Annotated in this window: 9 protein-coding genes; 6 read left to right on the top strand and 3 right to left on the bottom strand. The window is 61.3% G+C overall.

The window, feature by feature from the left end; translation table 11 throughout:
- Nucleotides 1-36: 36 nt before the first annotated feature.
- Together AC2YHA_RS13515 and AC2YHA_RS13510 are read right to left on the bottom strand one after the other, a co-directional pair.
- Nucleotides 37-441: a ribbon-helix-helix domain-containing protein gene (locus AC2YHA_RS13515; RefSeq protein ID WP_487402009.1), complete on the bottom strand. Its 405-nt coding sequence runs from the start codon at nucleotides 439-441 to the stop codon at nucleotides 37-39.
- A 2-nt stretch (nucleotides 442-443) separates the two neighbouring features.
- Nucleotides 444-2462 carry a conjugal transfer protein TraG gene (locus tag AC2YHA_RS13510; RefSeq protein ID WP_487402008.1) on the bottom strand — a complete coding sequence of 673 codons (2019 nt, stop codon included), beginning with the start codon at nucleotides 2460-2462 and terminating at the stop codon, nucleotides 444-446.
- A 176-nt stretch (nucleotides 2463-2638) separates the two neighbouring features.
- On the opposite strand from AC2YHA_RS13510, the gene AC2YHA_RS13505 reads away from it, so the two are divergent.
- Entirely contained in the window at nucleotides 2639-4669 is a 2031-nt protein-coding gene (locus AC2YHA_RS13505; protein WP_487402007.1) for a hypothetical protein, read from the top strand.
- A gap of 72 nt (nucleotides 4670-4741) precedes the next feature.
- Here the strand turns inward: AC2YHA_RS13505 and AC2YHA_RS13500 are convergent, their stop codons facing one another.
- Nucleotides 4742-5647 (bottom strand): HEPN domain-containing protein, encoded by a 906-nt coding sequence (locus AC2YHA_RS13500; RefSeq protein ID WP_487402006.1) that lies wholly within the window; start codon nucleotides 5645-5647, stop codon nucleotides 4742-4744.
- Between the two features lie 308 nt (nucleotides 5648-5955).
- Between AC2YHA_RS13500 and AC2YHA_RS13495 the strand changes: the two genes are divergently transcribed.
- The 5 genes from AC2YHA_RS13495 to AC2YHA_RS13475 are packed head-to-tail and all read left to right on the top strand — an operon-like array spanning nucleotide 5956 to nucleotide 11870.
- Entirely contained in the window at nucleotides 5956-7668 is a 1713-nt protein-coding gene (locus AC2YHA_RS13495) for an Eco57I restriction-modification methylase domain-containing protein (protein ID WP_487402005.1), read from the top strand.
- 52 nt (nucleotides 7669-7720) lie between these two features.
- Entirely contained in the window at nucleotides 7721-8410 is a 690-nt protein-coding gene (locus AC2YHA_RS13490; RefSeq protein WP_487402004.1) for a PaeR7I family type II restriction endonuclease, read from the top strand.
- A gap of 3 nt (nucleotides 8411-8413) precedes the next feature.
- On the top strand, nucleotides 8414-9496 hold the full coding sequence (locus AC2YHA_RS13485; protein ID WP_487402003.1) for an ABC-three component system protein: 1083 nt from the start codon (nucleotides 8414-8416) through the stop codon (nucleotides 9494-9496).
- On the top strand, nucleotides 9484-9984 hold the full coding sequence (locus AC2YHA_RS13480; RefSeq protein ID WP_487402002.1) for an ABC-three component system middle component 2: 501 nt from the start codon (nucleotides 9484-9486) through the stop codon (nucleotides 9982-9984). The genes AC2YHA_RS13485 and AC2YHA_RS13480 overlap by 13 nt, the downstream gene beginning before the upstream one ends.
- Nucleotides 9981-11870, top strand: a complete 1890-nt coding sequence (locus tag AC2YHA_RS13475; RefSeq protein WP_487402001.1) for an AAA family ATPase — start codon at nucleotides 9981-9983, stop codon at nucleotides 11868-11870. The genes AC2YHA_RS13480 and AC2YHA_RS13475 overlap by 4 nt, the downstream gene beginning before the upstream one ends.
- Nucleotides 11871-11882: the final 12 nt, after the last annotated feature.

Below are 11882 nucleotides of genomic sequence, written 5' to 3'. Positions count from 1 at the left end.
GCCGGCCTTCGGAGACGGTATCCGAGCCGCCGGCGCTCACGATGCGCCTCCAGTGCTCGGGTCATGGCCAATCGTGCGCTTGCCGGCGGCGAGCTGGCGCCCGACCTGCGCGACGAACTTCTCGAACCGGTCGCGGCCCACCGCCACAGCCGCCGCATCAGCGTCGGGCAGTGGCGCCGTCACCATCAATTGATAGCGCACGAACAGCGACAGGCTTTCGAGCAGCACCTCGATGTCGCGACGGGCGTGCTCGATCTCGCGATTAATCCGGTCGAGGCGAAGCTTGAGGAGATCGTCGATCTCCTTCGTGCCGCGCCGCGCCAGCCAGTCGGCGAGCGCGTCGTTGACGAGCCGGGACTTGTTGCCGGCCGTGCCGGCGGCGAGCGCCTCCAGCGCGTCGCTGAGCTCGCGATCGATATAGAGGTTTTGCCGGACCTTCATCGTCAGAGCCCCGGCACGAGATCATGGTCGCTGCCCTCGTTGAGGGCGTAGCCGCGGGCGACGGCGGTGAGGCCACGCGCCTGGTCCATGGCGCGCTGGTCGGCGGCGATGTCCTCCTCGTCGGCCGGCGCTATCGCCGGATCGGGCGTGGTTTCAGGCTGCGGCGACGTGTGCTCCGGCAAGCCGGGATGGCGCTGCTGCTCGAGGCCGCCGTCATCGGCCAGTTCTTCGGCCGCCTCCGACTCGCCGAGACGCGCATCCGGGCTGCGGACGATCCCGCCCCAGTCGTCGGCCTGCGCATCGGGCCGGTCGGTATAGCGGCCATCGGACAGCGCAGGCGGCGCCGCGACGCGGGCGGTGAAGTTGCGATCGGTGAAATAGCGCAGCTTGCGAGCGCGTATCGGCGCCATTCCCGAGACGAGCACCAGCTCGTCCTTGGGCGGAAGCTGCATGATCTCGCCCGGGGTCAGCAGCGCCCGCGCAGTCTCCTGGCGGCTAACCATGACATGGGCGAGCCAGGGCGCGAGCCGGTGGCCGGCATAGTTGCGCATCGCGCGTTGCTCCGTGGCCGTGCCGAGCGCGTCGGAGATCCGTTTGGCGGTGCGCTCGTCGTTCGTCGCGAAGGCGACGCGGACATGGCAGTTGTCGAGAATCGAGTTGTGCTCGCCATAGGCTTTCTCGATCTGGTTGAGGCTCTGCGCGATCAGGAAGGCGCGGATGCCGTAGCCGGCCATGAAGGCGAGGCTGGTCTCGAAGAAGTCGAGCCGTCCGAGCGCCGGGAACTCGTCGAGCATCATCAGCAGCCTGTGCCGGCGCCCCGGCCCAGGCTGGTCGAGGCGCTCGGTCAGGCGTCGGCCGATCTGGTTGAGCACCAGGCGCACGAGCGGCTTGGTGCGGCTGATGTCGGACGGCGGGATCACGAGATAGAGCGACGCCGGCCGCTCGCCCTCGATCAGGTCGGCGATGCGCCAGTCGCAGCGCGAGGTGACTTCGGCGACAGTGGGATCGCGATAGAGGCCGAGGAAGGACATGGCGGTCGAGAGCACGCCCGAGCGCTCGTTCTCGCTCTTGTTGAGGAGCTCGCGCGCGGCGGAGGCGACGACGGGATGGACCTGCGGCGCATCGTCGGTCCCGAGATGATTGGTGGTCATCATCCGCCGGAGCGTCGTGACGAACGGACGCTGCGGATCGGAGAGGAAGGTCGCGACGCGGGCGAGCGTCTTCTCCTCCTCGGCATAGAGGATGTGGAGGATCGCGCCGACCAGCAGCGAATGGCTGGTCTTCTCCCAATGGTTGCGCCGTTCGAGCGCGCCTTCCGGATCGACCAGGATGTCGGCGATGTTCTGGACGTCGCGGACCTCATTGGGACCGCGGCGGACCTCGAGCAGTGGGTTGTACCGCGCCGAGCGGGCGTCGGTGGGATTGAACAGCAGCGCATGGCTGAACCGCGATCGCCAGCCGGCGGTGAGCTGCCAGTTCTCGCCCTTGATGTCGTGGATGACGGCGGAGCCGGTCCAGCTGAGCAGCGTCGGCACGACCAGCCCGACGCCCTTGCCCGAGCGGGTCGGCGCGAACGCCATCACATGCTCGGGTCCGTCGTGGCGAAGGTAGCGCGCGCCGAGACGCCCGAGCATCACGCCGGCGTCGCGCAGCAGGCCCGCGCGCTCGATCTCCTTCTGCGTGGCCCAGCGCGCGGAGCCGTAGGTGGTGACGAACCGCGCCTGTCGCGCCCGCCAGAGTGATCCGAAGACCGCAGCGCCGCAGCCGATGAATCCGCTGGCGGCGGCCAGCGTGCCCGCGCGGTCGAAGACGTGCGGCGCATAGGCGTCGAAGTGATACCACCAGAGGAACAGCGCCCAGGGCCGATAGATCGGCAAGCCGGCGACATGGAACCAGGCCGGGCCGAGCTCCGGCTGGTAGGCAAGCATCGCCGCCGCCCATTGCGTGCTGGCCCAGACACCGAGGCACACGATCGCGAAGACGGTCAGGATCTGTCCGATGAGCAATTTGGTAGGCGTCACGTCGAGGCTCCCGCCGATCGACCGAGTGTCGATCCGGACGGCCCCAGAGTCCGCCTAAGCCCTTGGAAAGAGAATGGCGCTGATCGGCCCTGATGGGCGAGGAAGGGCTAGGTTCGGCAACGCGACAGAACGATTGGGCGATTGTTCAATGCCGTAACGAGCGGCAAACAGGAACGATGCCCAGCACCACCGATGTCGAATCGCTTCTGTTCCGTCATCTCACCGGACGGGCACAACCGCGGATACCGCATCCTACCTCAAACGCATTCGATTTAGCCCTATGGCAGGAGATCGCGCCAGGAGACGTCGCCACCGCGCGTGATTGGACCTTGGCGAGAACCGCGGCCTTGATCAATCAACAGGTTCGCGCACTGCGCGATCACTATATCGCGAAGCTCTTCGAGGGAATGTCAGCAGCCGAAGTTGTGATGCTGGCGATCGCGTCCGCCAACCGTGGCTTTCTAATCATCCGTGAGAAAATGCATGCAGCGATCGCCGAGTTTAAGGACGATTCCAAAGTTGCATACCTATCCGCACTGTCCCAGATCGCAATTACCACCCACGAGGGTGGGACGCCGCAAGTCAGTAGCGACATCAACACGGCGATAATCGATACGCTGCCACACTGGTTCGCGGCAGCCGCGCAGCTGACCGCTACAGATGAAGGCGCCGATCGGGATTTCGGCCCTCCTAGCGCGGCAGCGCAGGCAATACTGTCGATGGAGAACAGCTTCCGAGAGGTCTGGCAGGAGGTCTTGTGGGAACCTTGGGCGATCGAGATCACCGACGAAGCGGTACGCGTCTTTCCGATTAATCCCAAAGACCAAGCCATGTGGCGGATCTGGGACTGGCGAGAGCAAGCAATTCTCCATCAGAGTGCCGTTCTCAACCGGCATCTGGAACGGCGATATCCTGATGTTCCGGTTGAGCACCCGCTCGCAGTGACCGTTAGCGCCTACACGCCAGGAGCCGTGCCAGCGATCGCTCTCAGTCAGCCCACGGCCGAGCAGTCGATGCTCCATCGCTCGACCCTAGATCTTGTAGAGGACGCCTATGTTTCCGTTTTTCTCGATCAGCCGCTCAATGCCGTAGGTCTCACTCCCCGCCTGCTTGTGCGCGCGAGCCTGCTGCTGCAGGATCTGCTCGCTGCGGCGCTGCCGCACGATGCAGACCCGGACAAACCAGATAGGGCTTGGGTGGAGCGCATGGCATGCCGCATGCCGCGCACCAGCATCATCTCGGCCGTTGAGAACGCCCTCGGATTAACTCCGGTCGTTGCTGAAGCGACAGTGCAGTTCCTAACCTCGGATCCTCACGGCCCGCTGGGGCCACTTTTCACGACGGGTATCTGGCATCGGCCACTCGTCGCCAGCCAAGACGGCGCCGATCTAATGCTGGTCGCCGGAGCTCTCGTTTGGGGCTCACCGCTCCGAGCGGTCGAGCGCTGGCTCCAAGCCGGCCAAGGCACCGATCTATCCAAGACGACCAACGGTCTGATCTTTGAGCAGAACGTGAGAGATCGTCTCGTAGCGGCGATAGCTGGCAATCCCTTGCTGACTGGCGCGGCAAGCAACGTGCGCTCGATACCAGGCGGCGGAGGTAAGGAGGAGATTGACCTTGTTTTCCGGCTTGGTGCCAGCATCGTGGTCGGCGAGATCAAATGCTTCCTTGGTCCGGCCGATCCGATCGAACGCTATGATTATCTGCGCAAGCTCGAAGATGCCGCTTCACAGGCACGCCGCAAAGCGGCTTGGCTAGCGGACCATCTTGATGTGATCGCAGATCTCCTGCCTGAGAGTGATGCAAAGCTCAAGTTGCGCCTCGTCCCGCTCGTCATCACCAACCAGAGCAACGGCGCCAGCTGGTCGTTCGAAGGCTGCCCCGTCACCGATGCGCACTGGCTCGAACTCTTCCTTTCCACCGGCGAATATAATGCAGGGGCGGCCGTGTCGTTTGACGGCAGCAGGGATGCGGCCTTCGTGAGACGCACTCTGTATCAGTCCGCTGAAGAAGCGGAGAAAGTGATCCCGGCCGTTTTCGAAAAGCACCCCGGTGTCGCATCATTCATCGAGGCGCTCGACTGGTCCGAAAGCCAGATTCCCCTCTGCGATGGGCGTCCGCTGCTGATGGCATACCCCATCATGAACCCGCACCGCTACATGGCGACATTTTCGGTGCCGGCCACAGTTGCTCAACCTGATGATTGAACGCCAGCTCGCCCTGTACGAGGGCGATGCGATTGACCTATCCACGGCTCTCCCCGTGGCGGCTGTGGCTGACTACAGCCCGGCTGCGGACCTCAGTTCTTGGAGCCTTTCGCGCGACACGTGTTCGACGATGCCGCGTAGGGTGCGCACACAAGCAAGTATCGCGTTGAGTTCGTCGATGGTGATCTCATAGGCCGTCGAATAGCGCGCTTCGACATAGGCCCGCTTGAGCAGCTGGAAGCGTCGTCGATCGATCCGGCGCTCGCGCGGCCATGCCTCGATCAGGCGCGGCTCGTTGTCCTCGGCAAGCGAGCGGAGGAATTTGATGTTATGCGAGCGTGGGAAATAAAGCGTTCGCACGAGCAGGAAGCAGATGTAAGCGCGCTCGGTTGTCTGGTGCAGTAGGAAGGCTGCATCCTTGCATTCGCTTTCCTTAATGGCAAATTTCGACAGCTTGATCCCGCTGTCGATCTTCTTGAGCCACTCCTCGAAATAGGCGTTGGCCATCTGATAGGCATCGGCCGAAGTGAGTGGCATCGGCGTCGCCAGCGGATGGCAGGGCAATTCGTAAAGGATGATTCCGTCGCGGGCGATATCGACCCAGAAATACTCGCCGCGTTTGAGCGACTGGTTCACCTCGTCGAGCGAGTGCACGATGATGTTGACCGGCCGCCGAATCTCGGCGTCGCGCAGAATGCGGTCCTCGGCAACATACCAGTAATGGGCGATATCGGTGAGGTCCTCGTGGTTGACCACCACCAGCAGGTCGAAATCGGACTGGTAGCCGTTTTCGGGCTCGTCGACCCAATCGTCACGCGCATAAGAGCCGAACAGGATGATCTTGAGGATCTTGCCGTTCCTGCGGCTCGGCATCGTCGCCCTGGAGATCGCCTCGGCGAACTCCTCCATCAGCACACGCTGGACTCGTTCCAGCTCGCTCTGTTGGATGACCGGCAGGTGATCGACATCCTTTTTCATCACGGGGAATCTTCGGCGACCGAGTCCCTCTTGGCAAGCACAGGTTGTCGAACGGACAAATCGCCATCTATCATCAGGCGTTCGGCGGCGCCGGATGGCCGTTATCGGCGCGCGTTCTCAAGCGCGGTTCTCAACTTCCGGGGCCGTCGGACACCTTTGCCCGGAGGGGCTGCGTCGCCCGATCTCCTCAGTTACACGGATAGGACGTTGTTGACATCGACCGGCCGCACATGGTCTAGTTTTGTTCCGCGAGTTACGCGCCCGCAACCCCGCTGGAAAGCAATTTCCGCCGAAGCAAAAGTGTCCCAATGGCCCGGATCAGTCTTGCCGCAACACTTGAAGAGCCGTCCTTTCCTGATCTCTGTCCCGTGACCGAGGCGGTCAACGCTCTTGCGAATTCCGGAATTGAAGAACGAGGAGCGATTTTCACCAGGCGCGAGGTGGTGGAGTTCATTCTCGATCTGGTCGGCTACGACAGCCGCAAGCCGCTTCATGCCATTCGTCTGCTTGAGCCGTCCTTTGGGGATGGGGATTTCCTGCTGCCCGCCATCGAGCGCCTTTTGAAAGCCTGGAGTGCGACTGAGGCAACGCCTTCGTCCCTTGCCAATGCCGTGCGCGCGGTCGAGCTGAATCGCGACTCGTTTCAGCGGACCTATGATGATGTGGTTTTGCTGCTTTGCCGCTACGGAGTATCGCGCGACGAAGCACTCGCTGTCGCCGATCAATGGCTGATCCATGGCGATTTCCTGCTCGTGCCCTTGGAAGGGTCGTTTGATGCCGTGGTCGGAAATCCACCCTATGTCCGGCAAGAGCTAATCCCTGACGCGCTCATGGCTGAATATCGCAGGCGCTACAGTACGATTTATGACCGCGCCGACATCTACATTCCCTTCATAGAGCGTTCGTTGAGGCTATTGGAAAAGGGCGGAGAACTCGGCTTCATCTGCTCGGATCGCTGGATGAAGAACCGCTATGGCGGGCCGCTGCGCGGATTGGTCGCGAAGGACTTTCACCTTCAATGCTATGTGGATATGGTCGGCACCGATGCCTTCCATGCCGAAGTGACCGCCTATCCGGCGATCACCGTCATCGGCCGGGATAAGGGAAAGGTGACGCGCATAGCGCACCGCCCGCCCATCGAAAGCGCGGCGCTTACAGCCCTCGCCATCGCGCTCACCGGGAAAGAGCCGCCACCGCCCGAAACGGGCGTTGGGGAAATCAGCAATGTCGCGGCCGGTTCGGAGCCGTGGCTGCTCGACACAAGCGACCAGCTTGCGCTTGTCCGCCGCTTGGAAGCCGAGTTTCCGACAATCGAGGAGGCGGGTTGTAAGGTCGGCATAGGCGTTGCGACGGGCGCAGATAAGGCTTTCATCGGGCCTTATGACGAGCTTGACGTTGAGCCCGACCGCAAGCTGCCGCTGGTCATGACACGCGATATCGACAAAGGCACGGTTGAGTGGCGTGGTTTGGGCGTCGTCAATCCCTTCGCCGATGATGGCCGCCTTGTGGATCTGGTTCGCTTTCCACGCCTCAGACGCTATTTGGAAGCGCGGCGCGATCAGATCGCCGGACGTCATGTCGCGCAAAAAGCCCCCGCGAATTGGTATCGCACGATCGACCGCATATATCCCGCGATTGCCGCGAAACCGAAGCTGCTTATCCCAGACATCAAGGGCGGCGCACATATCGTGTATGAGGAGGGGCGGCTTTACCCGCACCACAATCTCTATTTCATTACATCAGACGTGTGGAATGTGCGTGCGGTGGAAGCGGTACTACTCTCCGGCATCGCGCGGCTATTCGTGGCCACCTATTCCACCAAGATGCGCGGCGGATTCCTGCGCTTCCAGGCGCAGTATCTCCGGCGCATACGCCTGCCGCGCTGGGAAGACGTTTCGTCCGCTCTCCAGCGCCGGCTAATCAAAGCCGCTGAAAATCAGGACGTTGCCGCCTGCAACGAAGCTGTTTACGAATTATATGGGCTGACCCAGAAAGAACGGGCAGCTTTGGGGGGTAGCTGACTGCATGGGCCTAGATTTAGCGGACTACGAACGTCAGGCGCGCGAGGCGGTTATGGCCTTCTGGGGCAACCGCGAACTAGCCAAACAAAAACAGATTGAAGCTGGAGTCGTCGATCAAGGTGAGCGTGCGGGCGTCACCGGCGGCAAGAACATGGACGGCTTCACAGCACTCATTATTGATCTCGTGCGCCGGAACGGTCTCCGGCACGCGCGGATTCATCAGCAGCGTGCACTGCTGACGTTGCCGGGATATTTTCGGCCGACGAAGCTTTGGGACCTGCTCGTAATGCTCGATGACCGGCTCGTCGCCGCGATCGAGCTGAAAAGCCAGGTCGGTCCGTCCTTCGGCAACAATTTCAACAACCGGACCGAAGAGGCGATCGGCACTGCACATGACTTCGCGGTTGCCTATCGCGAGGGCGCTTTTGGCAAACACCCTCGCCCCTTCGTTGGTTGGCTCATGCTCGTCGAAGATGCGGACGCTTCGCGCCGTCCGATCAACGATCGGTCGCCGCATTTCCGCGTCTTTCCGGAATTCAAAGGCGCATCCTACCTCAAGCGATACGACGTGCTTTGCCAACGCTTGGTTCAGGAGCAGCTCTACACTTCAGCTGCCGTCATGGCCTCGCCACGATCGGCCGCGAAGGACGGGGAATTCTGCGAAATGTCGGAGCTAACCAGCCTCAAAACTTTCGTGACAGGGTTCGCGGCTCATATAGCGGCCGAAGCTGCTCGGGCCTGAGCCATGGACGGCTTCGCTGAGATAGCCGATCCTCCAAAGCCGTCGGTCCTCACCTCAGCGGCCCTTTTGCAAGCGGGACCGCCGATCGAGCCGATCACAAGGCTCATGACTTATACGCCGGACCAGTGGGAGAGCTTCGTCGAGGAATGGGTTTCGGCCCTTAAGGACAAATATACTGGGGTTCGCCGCTTCACCGGCGCGAATGATCGCGGTATCGACATAGCAGGGTTCACCGATGCCGAGATGCTGAACGGCATCTGGGACCTATATCAGTGCAAACGGTTTCAAGCGACGGTAACACCCAGCGCGGCTTGGCCTGAAATCGGCAAGATCATCTGGCATTCGTTCCAGGGCCACTATAAGCCTCCTAGGACCTATTATTTCATGGCTCCTAGGGGCGTCGGCACAACGCTGGACCAGCTCCTATCGAACGCGCCCGCCCTCAAAGCGCGCGTGAAGAAGGAATGGGACAAAAATATTTCCGGCGCGATCATCAGCAACGAGAAGATCGCTCTTGCGGGTGAATTTGCCGATTATCTGGAGGCCTTCGATTTCTCGATCTTCAAATCCTTCTCTCCCCGCGAGCTGATCGACCAGCACAGGAGCACACCTTACTTTCTCTCGCGATTTGGCGGCGCACTTCCGCCCCGGCCGAAGCCGGACGATCCCCCCGACGAGATCCAAGAGCACGAACAAAAGTACGTCGGCAGCCTCCTTGAGGCCTATGCCGACCATACCAAGCAGCCGGTTGCCGACACCGCCGCGCTCGAGCAGTGGAAGCCGCTCCGCGACCATTTCAGGCGGTCGCGCGAAAGTTTCTATCATGCGGAGTCGTTGCGAGTGTTCGTCCGCGAAAAGGTTGAGCCGGGCACCTATGAGAGCCTTCAGGATGAAATTTTCGACGGAGTGATCGACACTGTCGAAGGCCAGCACGTGGACGGCTATGAAAGGGTCAAGGCTGCCACCAAGGCAGCGCAGGACATGTCTCTCGAATCCCATCCGCTCGGCCCCAGCGCGCTGACTAGAGACCGCCACGGCATCTGCCATCAGCTTGCCAACGAGGATCGTCTGAAATGGACGAAGTGACCAGAGGGCGAGCCTTGACATTCAACGGCCCCCTGGAGGCAGGGCTTCGTGCAGTGGCTATTCTGGGCGCGGCCTTTCCGCGTGCATTCGACATCCAGCGTCTGACCGCCTTCGATTATTTGCTCGTCCATACCGGCCAGCTTGGCGGTCCGGACGACCTTCACCCCGATAGCCCGATCCGCGCCCCAGCAACGCAGGTACGGCGGCGCGTGGTGCAGGACGGCGTTCATTTGATGATGACCCGCGACTTGATTGCGCGGAACGCCGATGACCACGGCATAACCTATCGCGCAGGGGAAGCAGCGGCGATGTTTCTGGATGCGCTGCAAGCGCCCTATCTGCGGGCGATGAAGGACAGAGCCGGATGGCTCGTCCACCATTTGGCGCACTATACCGACGCCGAATTCGAGGCCCTGATGCGCCGCTTCTTCGATCAGTGGCTCATGGAATTCCAGGAAACCGAGCAGAGTTTGGGAGCCGACACATGACGCGCGGCTTGCGCCTCCGCTCTCTCGCCTTCCACGGCCCCGCCACCGAACCCGCAATTGTCGAGTTCGGCCCTGGCCTGAACGTCGTTTACGGGGCATCGAACACTGGTAAATCCTTCATTCTGAACACTGTGGATTTCATGTTGGGCGGCAAGCCGCCACTTCGTGATATCCCCGAGCGGGAGGGTTACGATCGTATCTTACTCGCTTTCGAGTCCCTGACCGGCGAACAATTCACCGTAAGCCGCTCCATCGACGGCGGGGGCTTCACACTCTTTGACGGCCTCCATGCAGGAGAGCTACCCGAGGGCGGTGGCACCGCTCTTGCCGATACGCACAACGACAAACGCGATGACAATTTATCCGTCTTCCTGCTCAGTCAAATCGAACTGACCCAGAAACGCATTCGGAAGAACAAACGGGGCGAAACCCAGAGCCTCAGCTTCCGCAATCTGGCGCGGCTTATTCTGATCAACGAACAGGAGATCATCCAGGAACGATCGCCCCTGTCCGATGGCAATGTCGTCGCCGACACGGCCAATACCTCCGTCTTTAAACTGCTGCTGACGGGCGTTGACGACAGCGCATATACGGCTGGCCGCAAGCCGACGGCGGAAGATCAATCGCGCGGCGCTCAAATCGAACTGCTTGAGCAGCTTATCGCTGATTACGAAAAGCAGGTGAAAGAGCTCGCTGGCAAACCGGACGAGCTTCAGCAGCAGCTTGATCGCCTGGAAGCGACCATGGCCAATCAAAGCCAGCAGCTCGCCGCCACGGAGAGCGAGTTCAAGGAGGCCGCGGTCCAGCGGCGTGATGTCGCCAAAAAGGTGGAGGAAGCCAACAACAGGCTGACGGAAATCACGGCTCTCCTTGACCGATTCACGTTGCTCGACGCGCATTATCGGAGCGACGTTGAACGCTTGTCCGCCATCGAGGAGGCCGGCAGCCTGTTTGGCGCGCTTGGAGAGGCTGACTGCCCGCTTTGCGGTGCGGCCGCCGAGCATCACCTGAGCAAGGATGATTGCGACGGAGACGTTGATCGCGTCGTTGCCGCCGCCCGTGCGGAAATCGCCAAGATCACGGTGCGCCAGCAGGAGCTGGCCCAAACGATGGTCACGCTTCGCGATGAAGCCGTGAGCTTCGAACGCAGGATGCCGCGACTCGAGTCTCGTCTGAAAGAGCTATCGACACGGATTGAATCGATCGTCGCACCGAACCTCAGACAGCTTCGTTCCAGCTACAAGGAACTTGCCGACAAGGGCGGCGAAGTCCGGGAAGCGCTCGCGATCCATCGCGGCCTGAGCGACCTCATAGAGCGCAAGGAAAAACTGGAGAAGGAAGACGAAGCGCGGTTCGGCAGCCCGAATGAAACGCCGGATGTCGGACTCTCCACCGCGACAGTCGATAAGTTTGCGGCATTGATCCAAGACATCCTTCAGGCTTGGCATTTCCCCGGCGCGGATCGTGTGCATTTCGACCTGAGCACCCGCGATCTTGTCATCAATGGGAAGAACCGGATCGCCTACGGCAAAGGCCTGAGGGCTATCACACAAGCCGCTTTCACCATCGGCTTGATGGAATATTGCCGCCTGAACGAAACCGCCCATCCCGGTTTCGTCATGCTAGATTCGCCGCTGCTCTCCTACCGCGAGCCGGAAGGAGAAGGGGACGACCTTAGGGGCTCTGACCTCAATACCTGCTTCTTCGAATACATTGCCAAGCTTCCCAATGATCGCCAAGTCATCATCATCGAGAATACCGATCCGCCGCAGGAGGTTCGTTCTTCCGAACATACGATCCTGTTCACGGGCGTTCCCGGCCAGGGCCGCTCCGGCCTTTTCCCCAAGGGAGCAACAAGGGACGACTTCGAAGCCTTGCTCGTCTAATCTTGACCTACG

The sequence above is a fragment of the Sphingomonas sp. SRI_018 genome (assembly GCF_057586275.1).
This window is presented reverse-complemented; position numbering and strand designations above follow the sequence as displayed.

Bases quoted from the DNA above. Each gene is read 5' to 3' on its own strand.
- AC2YHA_RS13515 (WP_487402009.1), bottom strand. From the start codon at position 441: ATGAAGGTCCGGCAAAACCTCTATATCGATCGCGAGCTCAGCGACGCG.
- AC2YHA_RS13505 (WP_487402007.1), top strand. From the start codon at position 2,639: ATGCCCAGCACCACCGATGTCGAATCGCTTCTGTTCCGTCATCTCACC.
- AC2YHA_RS13500 (WP_487402006.1), bottom strand. From the start codon at position 5,647: ATGAAAAAGGATGTCGATCACCTGCCGGTCATCCAACAGAGCGAGCTG.
- AC2YHA_RS13495 (WP_487402005.1), top strand. From the start codon at position 5,956: ATGGCCCGGATCAGTCTTGCCGCAACACTTGAAGAGCCGTCCTTTCCT.
- AC2YHA_RS13490 (WP_487402004.1), top strand. From the start codon at position 7,721: ATGGCCTTCTGGGGCAACCGCGAACTAGCCAAACAAAAACAGATTGAA.
- AC2YHA_RS13485 (WP_487402003.1), top strand. From the start codon at position 8,414: ATGGACGGCTTCGCTGAGATAGCCGATCCTCCAAAGCCGTCGGTCCTC.
- AC2YHA_RS13480 (WP_487402002.1), top strand. From the start codon at position 9,484: ATGGACGAAGTGACCAGAGGGCGAGCCTTGACATTCAACGGCCCCCTG.
- AC2YHA_RS13475 (WP_487402001.1), top strand. From the start codon at position 9,981: ATGACGCGCGGCTTGCGCCTCCGCTCTCTCGCCTTCCACGGCCCCGCC.